This is a genomic window from Jiella flava (assembly GCF_017349315.1).
In the GTDB taxonomy this organism is placed as follows: domain Bacteria; phylum Pseudomonadota; class Alphaproteobacteria; order Rhizobiales; family Rhizobiaceae; genus Jiella; species Jiella flava.
In genome coordinates this window covers 159497-179216 of the sequence record NZ_JAFMPP010000003.1, presented here as the reverse complement: position 1 = coordinate 179216, position 19720 = coordinate 159497, and the positions used below count along the sequence as shown (strand labels likewise).

Annotated in this window: 17 protein-coding genes; 10 read left to right on the top strand and 7 right to left on the bottom strand. The window is 63.6% G+C overall.

The window, feature by feature from the left end; translation table 11 throughout:
- Positions 1 to 27 precede the first annotated feature (27 nt).
- On the top strand, positions 28 to 243 hold the full coding sequence (locus J1C48_RS05525; RefSeq protein WP_207256791.1) for a hypothetical protein: 216 nt from the start codon (positions 28 to 30) through the stop codon (positions 241 to 243).
- A 344-nt stretch (positions 244 to 587) separates the two neighbouring features.
- On the opposite strand, the gene J1C48_RS05520 is transcribed toward J1C48_RS05525, so the two are convergent.
- Positions 588 to 1412, bottom strand: a complete 825-nt coding sequence (locus tag J1C48_RS05520; protein WP_207256790.1) for a class I SAM-dependent DNA methyltransferase — start codon at positions 1410 to 1412, stop codon at positions 588 to 590.
- A gap of 12 nt (positions 1413 to 1424) precedes the next feature.
- Positions 1425 to 2060 (bottom strand): pyroglutamyl-peptidase I, encoded by a 636-nt coding sequence (locus J1C48_RS05515; protein ID WP_207256789.1) that lies wholly within the window; start codon positions 2058 to 2060, stop codon positions 1425 to 1427.
- 292 nt (positions 2061 to 2352) lie between these two features.
- Here J1C48_RS05515 and J1C48_RS05510 point away from each other — a divergent pair, with 292 nt between their 5' ends.
- Positions 2353 to 2565 (top strand): cold-shock protein, encoded by a 213-nt coding sequence (locus J1C48_RS05510; protein WP_207256788.1) that lies wholly within the window; start codon positions 2353 to 2355, stop codon positions 2563 to 2565.
- 447 nt (positions 2566 to 3012) lie between these two features.
- On the opposite strand, the gene J1C48_RS05505 is transcribed toward J1C48_RS05510, so the two are convergent.
- Positions 3013 to 4152, bottom strand: coding sequence for a site-specific DNA-methyltransferase (locus J1C48_RS05505; protein ID WP_207256787.1), 1140 nt, complete (start codon positions 4150 to 4152; stop codon positions 3013 to 3015).
- A 322-nt stretch (positions 4153 to 4474) separates the two neighbouring features.
- On the opposite strand from J1C48_RS05505, the gene J1C48_RS05500 reads away from it, so the two are divergent.
- Entirely contained in the window at positions 4475 to 5155 is a 681-nt protein-coding gene (locus J1C48_RS05500; RefSeq protein WP_207256786.1) for an HAD family hydrolase, read from the top strand.
- Positions 5156 to 5811: 656 nt separating this feature from the next.
- The gene (locus J1C48_RS05495) at positions 5812 to 7629 is read left to right on the top strand and encodes a methyl-accepting chemotaxis protein (RefSeq protein ID WP_207256785.1); all 1818 of its coding nucleotides are present in this window, start codon (positions 5812 to 5814) and stop codon (positions 7627 to 7629) included.
- A 114-nt stretch (positions 7630 to 7743) separates the two neighbouring features.
- Here the strand turns inward: J1C48_RS05495 and J1C48_RS05490 are convergent, their stop codons facing one another.
- Positions 7744 to 8337: a hypothetical protein gene (locus J1C48_RS05490; protein ID WP_207256784.1), complete on the bottom strand. Its 594-nt coding sequence runs from the start codon at positions 8335 to 8337 to the stop codon at positions 7744 to 7746.
- Positions 8338 to 8466: 129 nt separating this feature from the next.
- Between J1C48_RS05490 and thrC the strand changes: the two genes are divergently transcribed.
- The 4 genes from thrC to J1C48_RS05470 all read left to right on the top strand — a co-directional run bounded on the left by thrC (position 8467) and on the right by J1C48_RS05470 (position 14966).
- Positions 8467 to 9885 carry a threonine synthase gene (thrC, locus tag J1C48_RS05485; protein WP_207256783.1) on the top strand — a complete coding sequence of 473 codons (1419 nt, stop codon included), beginning with the start codon at positions 8467 to 8469 and terminating at the stop codon, positions 9883 to 9885.
- On the top strand, positions 9882 to 11183 hold the full coding sequence (locus J1C48_RS05480; RefSeq protein ID WP_207256782.1) for a M16 family metallopeptidase: 1302 nt from the start codon (positions 9882 to 9884) through the stop codon (positions 11181 to 11183). Before thrC ends, J1C48_RS05480 begins: the two co-directional genes overlap by 4 nt.
- A gap of 123 nt (positions 11184 to 11306) precedes the next feature.
- On the top strand, positions 11307 to 11939 hold the full coding sequence (locus tag J1C48_RS05475) for a GNAT family N-acetyltransferase (RefSeq protein ID WP_207256781.1): 633 nt from the start codon (positions 11307 to 11309) through the stop codon (positions 11937 to 11939).
- 138 nt (positions 11940 to 12077) lie between these two features.
- Positions 12078 to 14966 carry an EAL domain-containing protein gene (locus J1C48_RS05470; RefSeq protein WP_207256780.1) on the top strand — a complete coding sequence of 963 codons (2889 nt, stop codon included), beginning with the start codon at positions 12078 to 12080 and terminating at the stop codon, positions 14964 to 14966.
- Positions 14967 to 15154: 188 nt separating this feature from the next.
- Here J1C48_RS05470 and J1C48_RS05465 read toward each other — a convergent pair whose 3' ends face one another.
- Positions 15155 to 15769 (bottom strand): YqgE/AlgH family protein, encoded by a 615-nt coding sequence (locus J1C48_RS05465; protein ID WP_207256779.1) that lies wholly within the window; start codon positions 15767 to 15769, stop codon positions 15155 to 15157.
- Between the two features lie 377 nt (positions 15770 to 16146).
- On the opposite strand from J1C48_RS05465, the gene J1C48_RS05460 reads away from it, so the two are divergent.
- On the top strand, positions 16147 to 16899 hold the full coding sequence (locus J1C48_RS05460) for a protein-disulfide reductase DsbD domain-containing protein (protein WP_207256778.1): 753 nt from the start codon (positions 16147 to 16149) through the stop codon (positions 16897 to 16899).
- Between the two features lie 133 nt (positions 16900 to 17032).
- Positions 17033 to 17518: a peroxiredoxin gene (locus tag J1C48_RS05455; protein WP_207256777.1), complete on the top strand. Its 486-nt coding sequence runs from the start codon at positions 17033 to 17035 to the stop codon at positions 17516 to 17518.
- 141 nt (positions 17519 to 17659) lie between these two features.
- Here the strand turns inward: J1C48_RS05455 and J1C48_RS05450 are convergent, their stop codons facing one another.
- Both J1C48_RS05450 and J1C48_RS05445 read right to left on the bottom strand, forming a co-directional pair.
- Positions 17660 to 18622: an aldo/keto reductase gene (locus tag J1C48_RS05450; RefSeq protein ID WP_207256776.1), complete on the bottom strand. Its 963-nt coding sequence runs from the start codon at positions 18620 to 18622 to the stop codon at positions 17660 to 17662.
- A 27-nt stretch (positions 18623 to 18649) separates the two neighbouring features.
- Positions 18650 to 19489: an amidohydrolase family protein gene (locus J1C48_RS05445; protein WP_210345326.1), complete on the bottom strand. Its 840-nt coding sequence runs from the start codon at positions 19487 to 19489 to the stop codon at positions 18650 to 18652.
- Between the last annotated feature and the right edge of the window lie 231 nt (positions 19490 to 19720).

Genomic DNA, 19720 nt, shown 5'->3' with positions numbered 1-19720 from the left:
GGATTCGACGATTTCGGACAGGAGGGAATGGCCGTGGCATCGTGGGGTGAGGAGCATAACACACGCTTCGAACGCGCCGCATGGCGCTGGGTCGATGCCCCCAACATGTTGGAAGATGAAGGGCTTTTGAAACGTCTTCGGGCCAACAATCATGCCCTTGAAAGCTTGCGTGCTGCGCTCGACGCCGAGACGGTGTCCTGTCACGGGCCCGTTGCGGTCAGCATCTGCGACAGCCAATCCTGACGCAACGGAGTATTGGATCGCCGAAGTCGATCGATTTCCGTTCGACATCACGAAACTTGCAGGCGATAGCATTGCAGCGGTGATTTCCAACCTATTTTGATAAGTTCTATTGAAATTCGTTTCTATTGACGTCTCCTGGCTGCGGTTTTGACAATATGACTCTGAACCGGCCCGGGACAGGTGCGCAGAGAAGGGACCGGCGCTGGTGACGTTTCGTCAGACGGCGCATCGACAAACCCGCCATCGAGCAGAATGGCGTCGGCCGATTCGCACGCCGCGTCCGGTTGGTGGCGGATTGGCGAATGCGGACCAGATCGTCGGGCCGATGCTGGCGCCGACAGACCTCAGCTCATCTTGCGCGCGACGATCAGATGGCCGGGCGCCGGCCGCCCCTCCTGCATTCGCACGATAATCGGCTCGAACGCGAGCGCCGCCAGGCCGGCGGCCTCGATTTCGCGCCGAACGTAACGCTCAGCATGATGAAAACGATGGTCGCGCCCGACGGCAAAGCCGGCCTCCGGTTCGCCCTCGCCGGCAAAGGTTTCGGTCGAGGCGACGAACAGGCCGTCCGGGCCAAGCCGCTTCGCCGCCGCCTGAAAGAGGGGCGTCAACGACCCGAGATAAGGCAGGACATCCGCCGCCACGATCAGATCGAAGGGCTCGGGCTCCTCGAACTCGTCCAGAAAATCGACCGCCTCGCCGATATAGAGATGGTCATAAGCCTCGCTGTCGAAGGCAATCTCGATCATGTTTTCCGACAAGTCGACACCGAGCATCTCGTCGACCCGCCCGTCCAGCGCCACACCGACAAGGCCGGTGCCGCAGCCAAGATCGAGCGCCCGCCCGAACAGGCCGTGACCGAGGCGAGACAAAATGTCGGCGATCCGGCTCGGAACATCATAGCCGAGCTGGCGCACGAGAATGTCCTCGAACATCTCGGCCTGCTGATCGAACAGCGTGGTGACATAGGCCTCCCCCGCCGAAGCCGGCACCTCGCCGAGGCCTAAAGCCGAGAGCCGCAGCCGGGCGCCAACGTGGTCGTCCGGGTCGATCGCCAGACATTCACGCCATGCCGCTGCGGCATCCTGCGGTCGTCCGGCTTTTTCATGCGACAATGCGGACTGATAGACAAAGTCGAGCGCGTCTTCGTCGAAACTTGGGGCGGTCATCGCAGAGGTCCTTCAAACGTCTGTCGAAGGCTCGTATCCGCAGGCGGCCAGAATTGCCAGCGCAGCCGCCTCCAGGCGATCAAGCGGCAAGCTCATAAACACCTCAGGCAAGGCCGGCTCCACCAGGAGATCGGCAACCCCTTCGTCGCTCGACGGCAAATGAAAAAAGCCGAAGCGCTCGATCCCCAAGCCGTCGGCCGCAAGGGCCAAGCGATAGAGCGTGTCGTTGCACAAATAGCTGCCGGCATTGGACGACCATTCGAAGTCGATACCGGCGGCCCGCAGGGTCCGTGCAAGCCGCAGCCAATCGAGCCGGCAGGGCAGCGTCGCCGGCCCATCGCCGATCGCCGGCCCGGCGGGAAAGGCGCCGAGCGCGTCGGCACGGCCGAGTTCGCGGCGGTTGCGGGCCTGCAGCTCGACGCGGAAGCGCTCGGCGCGCAGATGGGCGCCGAATAACAGCACGGTCGATGCCCGCATGCGGCTGATGGCCGTCTTCAGCGCCGGCCAGCTCTCATCCCAGGCAACCGGCAGGACGAGTGTCGTCACCCCAGCGCCCTGAATTTTCGCCTCCAATTGCCGCATGAGAGTTTCGGAGGGATTGCGGGCCACTCCAGGAAAGGCGGCAAAGCCGACGGCGAGGATCGACATAGTCCAGCAAAATCCGATATTTGGATAGACAGACAATACTGACGCGAAAGCTGTCCCGTAATGAAACGTGAAGCGCGTCAGAAATCTTTCACTTGCAAAGATGGCGAGAAGTTAGCATTCTCACACCCGTTCGGGCAAATTCGCGAACACGGGTAATGGACGAATTGCGTATCGGGAGCGCCTCTCCCGGGTGGGCTCTAGAGTCTGCGATGTGTGTCGGTTCCTTTCCTAGTCAAGACTTGCCTGCCACAGCCCACGGGCGTCCATACATGCCAGGATAAGGAATCTCCTGATGGCACAGACCGGTACGGTCAAATTCTTCAATACCGAAAAAGGTTTCGGTTTCATCAAGCCCGACAATGGCGGCGCGGATATTTTCGTGCATATCTCCGCAGTTCAGGCGTCCGGCCTTCCAGGCCTTCAGGAAAACCAGAAGGTTTCGTTCGAGACCGAGCCGGACAAGCGCGGCAAGGGCCCGAAGGCAGTCAACCTTCAGCCGGCCTGATTTCCGATCATCATCCTGATTCGTCGGGAATTGCGAGCCGTGGCTTAACCTTCGCGGCTGGCTTCTGGCGTAAAATCGCTCCGGCGCGCTGACAATGGTGACGCCGGCTTCAAGATGAAATGCGATGTCTTTCGCTCCAGAGTCGATACGACTCTGCGGAAGCTGTCGCGTTTTTGGCGTTAGAGCGCCGTGCGTCCGATCGGATGCAGAAAGATCGCTCTCACCCTTTGAATCGACGCATCGGGCTTTGCCGAAAATCGATTCCGATTGTCGGGCTGATGCTGGAGACCAGACGCGGCCGACCGGTGCCCACGTCAGTCAAAGACCGGCCGCTTGCCGGTGGCCGGTTTGGCGGCATTACCCGAAGCGGGCCGCATCGGCCGTCTTCATCCGGCCGCGTCCATCGCCCCGTCCTCCATCGACCCGCCCCCGTCGACCCGCAGCGTCTCAGCTGACGACCCCGCGCAGCGCCATCTTTTCGCGCACCAACCGCCGCAATTCGTCGATCGGCGTCAGCACGCCCTCGGCCTCGACGTGCCAGAACGTCCAGCCATTGCAGGCGGAGAGCCCCTGCACCTTGGCGCCGACGCGGTGGATCGACGCCACCTCGCCGCCAACCGCCACCGTGCCGTCGGCCCGCACCTGTGCGACATGGCGCCGGCCGGCGTCGGTGAGCCGGGCACCTGGCGCGATCAGGCCGGCCTCGATCAGGCTGGCGAAGGGCACGCGCGGCTCGGCCCGCTTGCCGGTGGCGATCAGCAGGCTTTCCTCGGGCAGCCGCTCGACGGCGGCAATGCGCTGCTCGGCGGCCGCGATATAAGCCGGATCGCGCTCGATCCCGACGAAATGCCGGCCGAGGCGCCGCGCGACGGCGCCGGTCGTGCCGGTGCCGAAGAAGGGATCGAGCACCACGTCGCCGGGCTTGGTCGAGGCGAGCAGCACGCGGGCGATCAGCGCTTCCGGCTTCTGGGTCGGGTGAAGCTTCTGCCCCGCCTTGTCCTTCAGCCGTTCGCCGCCGGTGCAGATCGGAAACAGCCAGTCCGAGCGCATCTGCACATCGTCATTGGCCGCCTTCATGGAATCGTAGTTGAAGGTATAGCCTTTGGCGTTTTGATCGCGCGACGCCCAGATCATCGTCTCATGAGCGTTTTGGAACCGCCGCCCGCGAAAATTCGGCATCGGGTTGGACTTGCGCCAGACGACGTCGTTGAGGATCCAATAGCCGAGATCCTGCAGGCTCGCGCCAACCCGAAAAATGTTGTGGTAGGAGCCGATCACCCAGATCGTTCCGTTCGGCTTCAGCACCCGCCGCGCGGCCAACAGCCACGCCCGGGTAAAGGCGTCATAGGCCTGAAAGCTCTCAAACTGGTCCCAGGCGTCATCGACCGCATCGACCTTCGACTGATCCGGCCGGTGCAGATCGCCGCCAAGCTGCAGATTGTAGGGCGGATCGGCGAAGATCACATCGACCGATGCTTCCGGGAGCGCCTCCATTTGCGACACGCAGTGCCCCATCAGGATCCTGTCCTTGAAGACCGGGGCCGAGGCAGGCGGCCGTTTCATGAGGGCGGAGCGGGAGAGAGCCATGGGGCAAAACCGTAACGCAGGAGAACAAAACAGCCGCTATGGTTACCGAGCAGGGTAAAGAAACAATAAAATCGTCTGCAAGAGACACCGCGCCCCGCATTTGCCCCCCGACGCAGGGCTTCATCCGTCGGCTGACACCGGACCGGCGCGATCTTCGCTATGGCCACGTGGTCGTGTCTGACCATCCCAGCGGTCCAGCACCGCAGACGGCAGGATCGCGGTGGCAAGCGTTTGCGCCAGCGGCGCATCGTGCTACCCAGCGGCCTGCAGCGACGCGCCCCTGTCGACACCCCGATCCGAACCAGCCGCGAAAAGACACGCCATGCCCCAACCTCAACTCCTGATCTTCGATTGCGACGGCGTCCTGATCGACTCCGAAGTGGTCGCCGCCAAGGTTGAGGCCGAATTGCTGCGCGACGAAGGGATCGAGATCGAGGCGAGCGAACTGACGACGCGCTTTGCCGGCCTGACTTTCGCCGCGACGATGGCGCGGCTCAGCGAAGAGACCGGGCACCGCTTTTCCGAGGCCTTCCTGAAACGGGTCGATGACGAGATCGACCGGCGGCTGGCGACGGAAGCCGAAGAAATCGCCGGCGCCCACGATATGCTGGATCGACTCGATCTCCCCCGCTGCATCTGCTCCAACTCGACCGCCGCACGCCTGGAGATGGAACTCGACCATGTCGGCCTGTGGGACCGATTCCGCCCCTATGTCTTCAGCGCCGTCGATGTCGGCCAGCCCAAGCCGGCGCCGGACGTCTTTCGCCATGCGCTGAAAGTGTTCGACGTTCCCGGCCATGCCGCCGTCGTCATCGAGGATTCCGTGCACGGTGTTCAAGGCGCCAAAGCCGCCGGCTGCCGTGTGGTCGGCTTTACCGGCGCCGGCCACAGCTATCTGGGCCATGCCGACGCCCTGACCGAGGCCGGCGCCGAAACGGTGATCAGCCGGCTGGCCGATTTTCCGGCCCTCGTCGAGGTTCTGGCGGTCTGGCAAGACGACTGACGCGGGACGGCAGGGGCAGGCGACGAGCGGTCATCCGATGCGGACGCCGACAAGGCGATGCTCTGTCAATCCGGCACACGACCAAGATATCACCCGGCGTTATTGGCATTATAATCTGAAGTTTAATTCATTTATTTTAACACCTACAGTATAGATCCGACAATCGGAATCGATTTTCGGCAAAGCACGATGCGTCGATTCAAAGGGTGAGAGCGACCTTTGTGCGTCCTGTCGGATGCGCGGCACGCTAGCGCCCTGAAACGCTCTTCTTCAGCGATTTCGGATCTGCACATGCCCTTGCGCTTGAATGTGTTGCCGATCAATCAAGCTCGGCGTGGCTACCAATTGACGACCATTGCGAGAATAAAAGCCCTCTGCAAAAAGGGTTTCCGAATCATCCAAACAATTGTTTTTAGGTCTGACATTTGCACATCAACGACTTGCAATCGAAATGAATGTCCTTGAAGATAATCATAAGAGCATAAATTCCGCAATGGAATATAAAGAATGAATGATGATTCAACTTTAATCGGTTTTTATTATTTCATCTGTACAAGCAATAATCGTTCGCGTGGAAAGCCAACGGCGTCGATGACCGTCACGAACGACCCGGCCCAACGCGTTGGAGAACCGATTCCGCGAAAGGCAAAAGACTCATGTCCATTCCCTTCCTCCGCAACATTCACGCGAGCCAACGGCTCGCCGCCCTCGACGCACTCCACACCAATGTCATGGTGGCGGATGCCAAGCTCAACATCACCTATCTGAACCCCGAGCTGACGCAGTTCCTGCGCGAGGCGGAGGCCGATGTGAAGCGCGAGCTACCCCGGTTTGACGTCGACAAGCTGATCGGCAGCAATATCGACATCTTTCACAAGAATCCGAGCCACCAGCGCCATATGCTGGCAAGCTTGCAGCAGACCCACCGAGCGACCATCACGGTCGGAACGCGGAGCTTCGATCTGGTGGTCACGCCGCTGCGCGACGGCAACATCACGACCGGTTTCGTCGTGGAATGGGCTGATGCGAAGGAACGACTCCTCAATGTCGACTATGCGGGACAGATCGCCGCCGTGCATCGCTCCCAGGCGGTCATCGAGTTCAAGATCGACGGCACGATCGTCTCGGCCAACGACAATTTTCTCAAGGTGATGGGCTACAGCCTGTCCGAAGTCGTCGGCAAGCACCACTCGATCTTCGTCGAACCGGCGATGCGCGAAAGTTCCGAATATCGTCAGTTCTGGGAGGCATTGCGCGCCGGCCGATTCCAGGCGTCCGAATACCGCCGCTTCGGCAAAAACGGCCGCGAGCTCTGGATCCAGGGCTCCTACAACCCGATCCTCGATGCCAACGGCAAGGTCATGAAGGTCGTCAAATACGCGACCGACGTTACCGCGCGCGTCAACGCCGTTGGCGAACTCGGCGCAGCGCTCAGTGATTTGGCCGGCGGCAAGCTTGGCCGGCGGATCGAGCAGCCGCTGCCACCGGAAATCGACCAGCTGCGCATCGACTTCAATCAGGCCGTCAACGGTCTGGAAGACGCCATGCAGCAGGTGAAGTCGGCGACCGCGACGATCGGCGACGGCATGAACGAGATCAACACCGCCGCGGCCGATCTGTCGCAGCGCACGGAGCAGCAGGCTGCCAGCCTCGAAGAGACGGTCGCCTCGCTGTCGGAGATCACCAAGGCCGTCAACGATACCGCCAGCGACGCCAACAAAGCCAATCAGGCCACCGCCACCGCCCTGCACGACGCCGAAAACGGCGGTACCGTCGTCTCCAAGGCCGTCGCCGCGATGAACGAAATCGAGGCGTCGTCGCAGCAGATCAACCAGATCATCGGCGTCATCGACGAGATCGCCTTCCAGACCAATCTTCTGGCCCTGAACGCCGGCGTCGAGGCCGCCCGCGCCGGCGAGGCGGGCAAGGGTTTTGCGGTGGTTGCCCAGGAAGTGCGGGCGCTTGCCCAACGCTCAGCGGAAGCGGCAAAGGAGATCAAGGGCTTGATCACCACCTCCTCGCGGCAGGTCGAGAGCGGCGTGCAGCTTGCCCGCGCCTCCGGCAAGTCGCTGGAGGAAATTGTCTCCCGCGTTCAGGAAGTCAGCGCTCTCGTCAGCGAGATCGCCCGCAGCGCCAAGCAGCAGGCCGGCACGCTGCGGGAGGTGTCGACGGCGGCCGATCAGATGGACAAGGTCACCCAGCAGAACGCCGCAATGGTCGAAGAGACGACGGCAGCCGCCCGAAATCTCAGTGTCGAGACCGAGGGCCTTGCAAATCTGATGCAGCGCTTCGAGGTCACCGGTGGCGGCCATACGCCGCGCCGGTCAGCCGCCCGCCCCGCCGGCAAGGCTGCAGTGTCTCTGGCGGCGCCGGCCAAGGCCACGCCCGCGAAAGCCGCCGCGGCACAGCCACGAACGGCCGGAAACAACGCACTGAAGGCCGCCCACGCCGAGGACAGCTGGGAGGCGTTCTGATCACGGCGGCGGCGCCATCGATCAAGAGACACCGCACGAACCATTCGCCCCGACGCCGGCGTCCGGCTCCGGGGCGACGTTTTTGGGCGGTGGCACGGCTTTGAACGCCCCGTTTCAGCCCTCGGGCTTCGTCGGGCCTTCGTCGAAGCCGGCATAGATCACGATACTGGTGCTGGCCGCATCGACCGCGACGTCCTTGTCGACATAGCGAAAGAGCTTGGCGCTCGCGCCCTTCTTGATCACCTCCGGCTGGTTGCCGAGGTGGGAATAGACAACGCCGCTCTGGCCGAGAACGGCGATGCGGATCGGCAGGTTCACCGTGCGGTCCTTGGCGGCCCGGCCCGGCATCACGCGGCCCTCGACGCCGACGGCGATCTTCAGCTTGCCATTGACGATTTTACAGTCGCGCGTGGTCTTGACGAGCACGGCCTGATAATCGAGAGCTTCGCCGACCTGCTTTTGCAGGGTCCCGGTTCCTTCGCGAATCGAGACGGGCGGGCAATAGGGCGCCTCGGTGCCGTCCTCGTGGGCGACCATCACCGGCGCCCGCATCGCGCTCGCTTCGGGTTGGCCATCGGCGGTCTGCGTCAGGGCGTCCTTCGGAGGATCAAGCGAGACGTCGTTGGTGGCTGACGTCGTCGAGCAGGCCGCTAGGGCAGCCGCAAGCGCGGCAACGGATAGATTGCGCATGGCCGAGACGATATGCATCGCTGGGTTCTTCCCTTACTGTGACGCGCCGTTCTATATCAGCCCGGTGCCGGTTATGCGACACGACCAAGAACCCGCACGGTGGATCCGCGCATGCTCGGAGACGGTACGGGAGGGAGTTTTGAAGACGTGAAGTATGTCAGTACGCGCGGCGAAGCGCCGACGCTCGGATTTGCCGACGCCCTTTTGAAAGGGCTCGCGGCCGACGGCGGCCTCTATCTGCCCGAGAGCTGGCCGGAATTTTCCCGGGAGACCATCGAAGGCTTTGCCGGCCAGCCCTATGCCGATGTCGCGGAAGCTGTCTTCCGGCCCTTCGTCGGCGACGACATTGCGCCCGCGGTGCTGCGCAAGATGATCGACGAGGCCTATGCCACCTTCGCCCACCCGGCGGTGGCGCCGCTGGTGCAGATCGGGCCCTCCGATTTCGTTCTCGAACTCTTTCATGGCCCGACGCTCGCCTTCAAGGACGTCGCCATGCAGCTGATTTCTCGGCTGATGGATCACGTCTTGAAGGCGCGCGGCGAGCGGGCGACGATCGTCGGCGCGACGTCTGGCGATACTGGCGGCGCGGCGATCGCCGCCTTCGCCGGCAGCGCGCGGACCGATCTCTTCATTCTTTTCCCCCATGGCCGCGTCTCGCCGGTCCAGCAGCGCCAGATGACGACCTCCGGCGCTGACAACGTCCATGCCGTCGCCGTCGACGGCAATTTCGACGATTGCCAGGCGCTGGTGAAAGCGATGTTCAACGACGCCCGGTTCCGCGACGAGGTGGGGCTCTCCGGCGTCAATTCGATCAACTGGGGCCGGATCATGGCCCAGATCGTCTATTACTTCACCGCCGCCGCCAGCGTCGGCGCGCCGAAGCGCAAGATCGCCTTCACCGTTCCGACAGGCAATTTCGGTGATATCTTCGCCGGCTATGCCGCGATGCGCATGGGCCTGCCGATCGAGAAACTGATCATCGCCACCAACGCCAACGACATTTTGGCCCGCACGCTCGCCACCGGCCGCTACGAGACCAGCACCGTGCACGCGACCATGTCGCCGTCGATGGACATCCAGGTGTCGTCGAATTTCGAGCGCCTGCTGTTCGAGGCCTCGGGGCGAGACGCGGCGGCGGTGCGCCGGATGATGCAGCAACTCGCCCAGTCCGGGGCCTTCACCCTGCCCGAGGACGTGCTGACGGCGATCCGCGCGAATTTTAACGCCGACGTGACCAGCGAGGACGATACCACCCAGACGATCCGCCGGGTGCTGGAGGCGAACGCCTATCTGCTCGATCCGCACACCGCCGTCGGCGTCTGCGTCGCCGAGCGGATGAGCGATCGCGGCGATGCGAGCGCGATGATCGTTCTCGGCACGGCTCACCCCGCGAAATTTCCCGACGCCGTCGCGCGTGCAACAGGCACCGAGCCCACTTTGCCCCCGGCTCACGCCGGCTTGATGGAGCGCGCGGAACGATTCGACCGACTGCCGGCGAAACTGAACGCCGTCGAGACCTACATCCGCGATCGCACCCGCGCGGCAGCTGAGAAAGACGAGGCATGAGCGTCGAGATCACCAGGCTTGCCAATGGTTTGACCATCGCCACCGATACGATGCCGTCGCTCTCGAGCGCGGCGCTCGGTGTCTGGGTCAAGGCCGGGGCGCGCGACGAGCACGCCAACGAACACGGCATCGCCCATCTTCTCGAACATATGGCCTTCAAGGGCACCAGCCGGCGCTCCGCCCGGCAGATCGCCGAGGAAATCGAAGATGTCGGCGGCGATCTCAATGCCGCCACCAGCGTCGAGACCACCTCTTACTACGCCCGTGCCCTCAAGGACGATGTCCCGCTCGCGCTCGACATTCTCACCGACATTCTGGTCGACTCGCGCTTCGACGAGCAGGAACTCGAGCGCGAACAGCAGGTGATTCTGCAGGAGATCGGCGCCGCCGAGGATACGCCCGACGACATCGTCTTCGACCATTTCCAGGAAACCGCCTTCAAGGGTCAGATCATCGGCCGCCCGATCCTTGGCACGCGCGACACGGTGAAGTCGTTCACCCCGGATCATCTGCGGGCCTATCTCGCCCGCCACTACGGCCCGGATCGGATGGTGGTCTCGGCGGCGGGCGCGGTGTCCCATCAGGCGGTCGTCGATCAGGTCTCCGCCGCGCTTGGCAGCAACGCCACCCCGGCGCCGCCGGACACCGAGGCACGGATCGCCGCAAGCTATGTCGGCGGCGAATTTCGCCAGACCCGCGATCTCATGGACGCCCAGATGGTGCTCGGCTTCGAGGGCCGGCCCTATTACGCCCGTGACTTCTATGCGAGCCAGGTGCTCTCGCTGATCCTTGGCGGCGGCATGTCCTCGCGCCTCTTTCAGGAAGTGCGCGAACGGCGCGGCCTGTGCTACGCTATCTATGCCTTCCACTGGAGCTTCTCCGATTCCGGTATCTTCGGTATCCACGCCGCGACCGGCGAAGAGGAACTGGCCGAACTCGCCCCCGTGATCGTCGACGAACTCGTCGAGGCGGCCAATGGCATCACCCAGGCGGAAGTCACACGCGCGCGGGCGCAGATGCGCGCCAGCCTGCTGATGTCGCAGGAAAGCCCCGCCTCGCGCGCCGGCCAGATCGCCCGGCAGCTGATGTTCAACGGCGAGATCATCGCCAACGAAGAGCTGATCGAGCGGCTCGACGCGATCACCGCGCCGCGCCTCGCCGATCTCGCCGAGCGGATCTTCACCGGCTCGGTGCCGACGCTCGCGGCCATCGGTCCGGTCTCGCACCTGCCCTCCGCCGAGGCGCTCGCCGACCGGCTCTACGCCAAAAATCCCGCGATCGCCGCGACCAGGCGCTAGAGCGCGAAGGACGGCACCGCCCATGGCCGAGACACGGAGCTTTAAGACCCTTGCGCTTCCGATCCCGGTGTTTCGAACGGGCGAGACGCGCCGCCTCGACGATTACTGATCGGCAGGCTGGTGATGAGTGTGCTGGATCAACTCACCCGGCCGAACGTCCCCGTCCTTTTGGGCGATGGCATCGTGTTGCGGCTGCCGCGGCGCTCCGACTACGAGATCTGGCGCGTCCTGCGGGAGGAGAGCCGCACCTTCTTGCGCCCATGGGAGCCGCTTTGGGCGGCGGACGAGCTTTCGCGAGCGTCCTTTCGCCGCAGAATCACCCGTTACAACCAGGATGCCCGGGACGGCAGCGGCTACAGCTTTTTCATTTTCGACGCGGCCAGCGAGACGCTTTTCGGTGGGATCACCGTCGGCCATATTCGCCGAGGCGTTGCCCAGTCCTGCGTGCTCGGTTACTGGATGGGCGAGCGTTATGCTGGCCACGGCTACATGCGCCACGCTGTCGATGCGGTGAAGCAGTTCGCTTTCGAGGTCGAAGGCCTGCACCGGATCGAGGCCGCGTGCCTGCCCAGCAATCAGCGCTCGATCCGATTGCTCGAACGCTGCGGCTTCTCCCGTGAGGGGCTTTTGCGTGGCTATCTCAAGATTGCGGGAAAGTGGGAAGACCATTGCCTCTACGCCATGCTTGCCGAAGAATGGTCGCGATCGGTGGATAGCGCTTCGAAGCGGCCGACGGCCTATGCGGATATCGTGTGAGCCGTGCGTGATCGCAACTTCACCAACCTGCCAAAAACTGCAACAATCGGCCGCGGCGGGATCGAAACTGTGGCCGAGATGCGCGCCATCCGACCGTCGGACGGGTCGCGCGCGGCTCAAAGGAAAGCGCCGGGGGGCATGCGGTTCAATCTTTTTCGCGCCTTGATCCTGCTGCTCGCGCTCGCACCCATCCTCGCTTGGATGGCGCCGGCCCTGGCCTTGGAGCCGGTCAGCATCTCACGTGACGATCAGGCGATCGATCTCAAGCCCGCCACCGACATCTACCATCATCGCGGCCGCAATTTTCAGGTGACCACCGTGCCGGGTGCCGACGGCATCGTGCGCCGCATCGAGGTCGAGGCGAAATCGCCTCACGCATCGGGCAACTGGGCGGTCTTCGCGCTCGCCAACGACACCGACGAACAGCTCGACCGGCTGGTCGTCGCCTCGCATTTCCGGCTGGTCGGCTCGGGCATTCTCTCGCCCGATCTCGGCTCCCAGCGCATCGCCTCGATCACCCCGTCGCAGGGTTTTGCCCTCGAGCGCCAGCGCAGCACCGACGCCGACGTCTTTCTCGTCACCCTGGATCCCGGCACCGTCGTCACCTTCGTCGCCGAGATGACGAGTTCGAAACTGCCCGATCTCAGGCTCTGGCAGCCGAACGCCTACAAGGACACGATCAACGCCTTCACCCTCTATCGCGGCATCGTCCTCGGCATCGCCGGCCTGCTCGCGGTGTTCCTGACGATCCTGTTTGTCGTCAAAGGCTCAGCGATGTTCCCGGCGGCGGCGGCGCTGGCCTGGGCGGTGCTGGCCTATATCTGCATCGACTTCGACTTCTGGCAGAAGCTGATGCCGCTGCAGCCCGGGCAGGAGACGATCTGGCGCGCCGGCACCGAGGTGGCGCTCGCCTTCACATTGGCGATGTTCCTCTATGCCTATCTCAACATCAATCGCTGGCACCGCGTTTTGTCGATCACGCTGCTTGTTTGGCTGGCGCTGCTCGGCGCGCTGGGCGCGCTGGCCGCCTTCGAACCGGTGGTCGCCTCCGGCATCGCCCGCCTGTCGCTTGCCGCGACGGCCGGCATTGGCCTGGCCTTGATCATCGGCTTCGCCATTCAGGGCTTCGACCGGGCGGTGATGCTGATCCCCACCTGGTGCCTGATCATTCTCTGGCTGGTGGCAAGCTGGATGACCGTCACCGGGCGGATCGACAATGACATCATCCAGCCGGCACTCGGCGGCGGACTGGTGCTGATCGTGCTGCTCATCGGCTTTACCGTCATGCAGCATGCCTTTGCCGGCGGCACGTTCGCGCAAGGCCTGCTGTCCGACATGGAGCGGCGCTCGCTGGCGCTCGCCGGCGCCGGCGATTCGGTGTTCGACTGGGACGTCTCGCGCGACCGGATCTTCGTCGCCTCGGATGGCGATACCCTGTCGGGCATGCCGGTCGCGGCGATGAACGGCGCGGCGCGCGACTGGCTGCCGATCCTCCATCCCGACGACCGCGATCGCTTCAAATTGACCTTCGACACCGTGATCGAGCACCGCCGCGGCCGGATCGTCCAGGAATTTCGCGTCGCCGACGAGGACGGCCATTACCACTGGATGCAGCTGCGCGCCCGCCCGATGCTCGGCTCGACCGGCGAAGTGGTGCGCTGCGTCGGCACGCTGAAGGACGTCACCGATCAGAAGAAGGCCGAAGAGCGGCTGCTGCACGATGCGCTGCACGACCAGCTGACCGGCCTGCCGAACCGCGAGCTGTTCAACGACCGGCTGGAGGCGATCGGCATCCTCGCCGCCACCCGCGAGGACGTGCGGCCGACGATCTTTGTCATCGACATCGACCGCTTCAAGCAGGTCAATGACGACTTCGGCCTCGCCGTCGGCGACACCATCCTTTTGACGGTCGGCCGGCGGCTGAAACGAATCCTCAAGCCGCAAGATTCGCTCGCCCGCCTCGGCGGCGACCAGTTCGGCCTGATCCTCGTCTCCGAAAGCGACGTCGCGGCGGTGGCAAGCTTCGCCGACTCGCTGCGCGAGGCGATCAAGGCCCCGATCGCGCTCGCCGGTCGCGAGATCGTCCTCACCGGCTCGGTCGGCCTGTCGGGTTGGGCGGAAGGGGCGACCAGCGAGGAGACGCTGAAAGAAGCCGAACTGGCGATGTACCAGGCCAAGCGCTTCGGCGGCGACCGCATTGAGCCGTTCCGGCCGGCCTATAAGACCATCGGCTCCGGCCGCCTGCAGCTCGAATCCGATCTGCGCCGGGCCTTCGAGCGTTCCGAACTCTCCCTCGCCTTCCAGCCGATCGTCGACCTTCAGAGCGAAAAGGTGGCGGGCTTCGAAGCGCTCCTGCGCTGGGAGCATCCGCGCCGCGGCTCGATCTCGCCAGCCGAATTCATCCCGATCGCCGAAAACACCGGCCTGATCGTCACCCTCGGCCAGTTTGCCCTCGAAGAAGCCGCCAAGCGCCTGTCGGACCTGCATCGCGCGACCGGTGACAACCGCTTCTTCATGTCCGTGAACATCTCCAGCCGGCAACTGATCCGCCAAGATCTCATCGCCAACGTGCGCAGCGTCATCGATCGCTACAAGCTGGCGCCGCAGACGCTGAAATTCGAACTGACCGAGTCGATGGTGATGGACAATCCGGAGCGCTCGGCGCAACTGCTCGCCAAGTTGCGGGATCTTGGCGTCGGCCTATCGCTGGACGATTTCGGCACCGGCCACTCGTCCCTCGCTTATCTGATGCGGTTTCCCTTCGACACACTCAAGCTCGACCAGTCATTCCTGCGCAATAACAGCCAACCGCAGCGGCCGATCATCGTCCATTCGATCGTCACCATGGCTCATGATCTGGGGCTCAAGGTGGTGGCGGAGGGGATCGAGAGCGAAAGCGACATCACTCAGTTGCGGGATCTTGGCTGCGAATGGGCGCAAAGCTTCGCCTTCTCGCCACCGATCCCGTTCGAGATGGCCCGCCGGCTGCTGGTCGATCGCTCGGCAAGCCTCAAACGAGCAAGTTGAGGCGGCCGCCAAAGGCTTGCTTTCTCCGACGGCACCATGGCTCATCGCGACCGGTAAAAGCGCTTCAAGCACCGTGCGTCCGACAGAACGCACGGTGCTCTCACTCATTGAAGTGGCGCATCGTGCCTTGCGAAAATCGATTCCGATACTCGGGCCGATGCGTTGGTTCCGGCGGTCGGGCTCGACGGTCAGGCGTGGCCGGCTTCTCCCGCCAGAAACGCCGGCTCGATGCCGAGCAAACCGAGCGCACGGGTGTATTTCGCGTCGAGATCATTGTCGAAGACGATGCCGAGATCAGCCTTGCAGGTCAGCCAGCCATTGGCGGCGATCTCTTCCTCGAGCTGGCCGGGCGCCCAACCGGAATAGCCGAGTGCCATGATCGCCGTGCGCGGACCGATGCCCTCGGACATGGCGCGCAAGATGTCGACCGTCGGCGTCAGCGCGATCTTGTCGGCGACCTGGACGGTGGAGTCGGAATCATAGTCGTCCGAATGCAGCACGAAGCCGCGGCCCTTCTCGACCGGGCCGCCAACGCAGACCGACACCTCGTGACCGCCCGACGAAAGCCGGATGTCGTCCTCGCTCTCGACAATGCTGAGCTGGGTGAGCAGGGCCGGAAAACTCATCGGTTGCGGCTTGTTGATGATGAATCCCATTGCCCCGTTTGGCGAATGGGCGCAGACATAGATGACGGTTCGGGCATAAGCCTCGTCGCTGATCGTCGGCATAGCGATCAGAAAATGGCCTTCCAGCGAATGGGCGACGTCACCGTCGACGGAGTCGAGATCGATATCGAGCTTCATCTTTCCACACCGCGCAGTTTGACATCGGAACCGCCGCCGATGCGACGGAACGAAAACCTCCACACCAAAAGTGGCATCCACGCCGAAGAATGACCAGAGCAGAATTGTCACGGCACCCTCGAAAATCGCGGCGGGCCCCTATCACGTCATGGACTTGTGAAATGAGATCGACTATCCATCCAGTCTTGCTCGAGCAGCCGCAACAATTTCATCAGATTGCCGTGCGGCAGCTTGAGCCATTCGATTCTCAAATGGCTTTGCGGCGATCTGTCGGCAACGTGGAACGTCGGTTTTTGCGTCTTTTGACGGTGCTCGCGGCCGCTGTTCTTTTCGGCGCCGCGCCGGCCGCGGCTGCGGACGCTTCGTCAGCGCCAAGCATGAGCCGCTTTCATAACGACGAAGTCACGCTCCAGCTGGTCCGCGCCAAGACGCCGGTCGACGGCGCCGTTCACGCCGCGCTGCTCGTCGATCTCGCGCCGGGCTGGAAGACCTATTGGATCGATCCCGGCGCCTCCGGCATTCCGCCGACGATCGATCTTTCGAAGACTGACGGCGTCGAGACAAGCAGGATCCGCTTCCCAGCGCCGCACCGCTATGGCGCGAACGAGACTGCGGCCAACGGCTACAAAGGCAAGGCCGCCCTCGCCATTGCGCTGACGCCCAAATCCGGCACAATGATCGACGCCATCGACGCATCGATTTTCATGGGTGTGTGCAAGGAGATCTGCATTCCGGTCTCGGCGAAATTGACGGTACCGGCGAGCGCTGCCGACGACAGCGCCGTCGCCGCGGCATTTGCGGCACTGCCGAAACCGGCGCCTGCCGGCAGTTTCGCCGTCTCGGCCGAAGCGGGCGGCAAGGCTCTTCGCATCGCGGTCAAAGCGCCCGCCGCAAAAGCGGACGGCGCGGCCCGGGATGCCGCGCCCGATCTGTTCGTGACCGCCACTGATGGATGGTTCTTCGACAAGCCGACGAAAAGCGCGGCGAATGGCGATACGGTCGTCTTCAACGTCCCGATCGTCGAAGATCCGGGCACTGGCGCCAAGATCCCGTCGAAGGTCGATCTCGTGTTCACCAAGGGCAAGACGGCCCTCGAAGCGACGGCGATCCCGGTCGCTCCGGAAAGTTGATCAGCGGGTCGAACAAATGATAGCCGGTGGCCGCTTTACAAAGGTGGCTACATTACCACATCTCAAGCATCAACCGGCATTGCGACGCTGAGCGCCCGCCGGTCCCGTTTCCTGATCGAGGGGAGTCTTCGATATGACCATCGCCGTCGGCGAAAAAATTCCGAACGCCACCGTGAAAACCCGCACCGAGGACGGCCCGGCCGACCTGTCGACCGGCGATCTCTTCGCCGGCAAGAAAGTGGTGCTGTTCGGCCTGCCCGGGGCCTTCACCCCGACCTGCTCGATGAACCACCTGCCGGGCTTCCTCACCCATCACGACGAGTTCAGCGCCAAGGGCGTCGACATCATCGCGGTGGTGGCGGTCAACGACATCTTTGTCATGGGCGCCTGGGAAAAGGCGACCGAGGCCGCCGGCAAGATCCAGTTCCTGTCCGACGGCAATGGCGAATTCACCAAGGCCCTCGGCCTCGACATCGACCTGTCGGTCGCCGGTCTCGGCACCCGCTCCAAGCGCTATTCGATGCTGGTCGAGGACGGCGTGGTGAAGACGCTCAATGTCGAAGACAGCCCGGGCCAAGCCGACAAATCGAGCGCCGAGGCCTTGCTCGAACAGATGTGAGACGACGGCCCCACCCGGCATGAGAAACGGCGGCGACCCGATCGGGCGCCGCCGTTTTGCCTTTGATCCGGTTCGGCGGTGCCCGCCTGCTCGCCCGCCGGTTCCCTGCCGGCGCGACGACGGCGACCCGCCCTGCCGGGATCAGCCCGGCTTGTAATCCCGATTGGATTCCGGATCGTCGCTAGCAAAAGGCAGCTCGGCCAGCGTCTGCCACAGTGCGTCGGGAAGCTCGGCGCTCGCCCAGTCCAGCGTCTCGGCCACCCGTTCGGCCTTGGAGACACCAACGACCGTCGAGGCAATCCGCGGATCGCGCATCGAAAACTGCAGGGCGGCCGCGCCCGGCGCGGCGCCATAACGGGCGCAAGCCTCCTCAACCCGGCGCACCGGCTGCAAATCGGCCTCACTCGCCTCCTGATAGGTGACGCGCTTCATCACCGCGCTGCCCTTGGCCAAGACGCCGCCGGCATAAGGCGCGGCGTTGAGGATCGCGATGCCCTTGTCATGGGCATAATCGAACATCGCGGAGGCCGAGCGATTGAGCAGCGTGTAGCGGTTGTGGCTGATCAAAACGTCGAAGGGCCGCTCTCGCAACAGCGGAAACATCAGATCGAGGCGCCCCATGGCAAGCCCCACCGCATCGACCAAGCCCTCCTCCTTCAGCCGGAACAAGGCGTCGAACGCGCCGCCCTCGCCCGTTACCTCAAAAAGGTCGCGAGCATATTCGGGATCGTGAAGATGCAGCATCGGGATGCGATCGAGGCCGAGCGCTTTCAAGCTGTCCTCAAACGACTGGCGCACCCGGTCACCGTCGAAGCGACCGGTCTCGAAATCGCGGTCGAGCTTGGTCGACAGGACGAAGCCGGCAGGCAAACCCCCGCGCTCGCGGATCACCGCGCCGATCCGCTCCTCGCTGCGGCCGAAACCATAGATTCGCGAGGTGTCGAGAAAGTTCGACGGCCCATCGAAGATCGCCTGAATCGTCTTGGCCGCGCGTGCGGCATCGACGTCATAGCCGTAGGTATCCGGCATATCGCCAAGCGCCGAAGCACCGAAACAGATCTCGGCGACAGACAGGCCGGTCGTACCGATCGGATTGCGTTTCATGTTCGTGTCCTCTCCCAAGTCCCGATGTCAGGCCAGCCGGTAGAAGGTTTCAGCGCTCCGGCCAAAGACCTGCGCCTTCTCGGCCTCTCCCAGATGGTCAACGAGTTGGCGCGCCGTCCTGTGCCAATCTTCATAACTGCAGCGCAACCGGCAAACCGGCCAGTCCGATCCCCACATCACCCGCTCGGCGCCGAAAACCTCAAGCACATGATCGGAGTAAAACGCCAGATCCTCATCGCGCCAATTCTCCATCGCCTCGGTGACCAAGCCCGACAGCTTGCAATAGGCGGTCGAGCCACTGGCGAGCCGGGCAATGCCCCGCGCCCATTCGTCGAAACATTCCGGGCTCTCGTCCGCGATCGTCGGCTTCAGACAATGGTCGAGCACCGCCCTCATCGACGGATAGCGGGCAAAAAGCGTGTTGAAGTGCTCGATATGCCGGGGAAAACCGAGCGCGTCGAAGGTCAGATCGAGATCGCAGATGGCGCGGAACGCCCAGTCGAGATCGTCGCGCAGCATCCAGGCATCGTCGACGATGTCCTGGATCATCGGACGCAAGCCGAGAAATTTCGGATGGGCGGCGAGGCGTCTGATCGTCTCGATCTCCTCCGGCCGCTCAAAATCGATCCAGCCAACCACGCCAGCGACGTGATCGGTGCCGTCGGCAAGGCCGAGAAGATATTCGGTCTCATGGGTCGTCGGCGCCGCCTGGACGAGGATCGTCCGCGAAATGCCGGTGGCCTCAAGCGCCGGCGCCAGATCGGCGGGACCGTAGGGCCGCGCGAGCACCGGATCATCCGGCGGCATCCAGCCATAGTCGCCCCGCGCCGGATGCCAGAAATGATGGTGGGCGTCGATTGTCTTCAATTCCCGCCCCTTTCTTGTCTTTCTCCGCACCGCCCGTTCGTCGGGCAGGCTTGTCGTTGCCGGACGCCCACCGAAGCAGCGTCCGGGAGAGCAAACCGGCCCATTCGCCGGCCTGTTCGGCCAGGCGGCCCGATTCGCTCCGGCATCCTGCCGCTTTCGGCGAGAACGTCAATCGCCCGACGCAGACACCGTCCGCTCCGTGGCCGGTCAACCGCACTGGCAAAGCCCGAC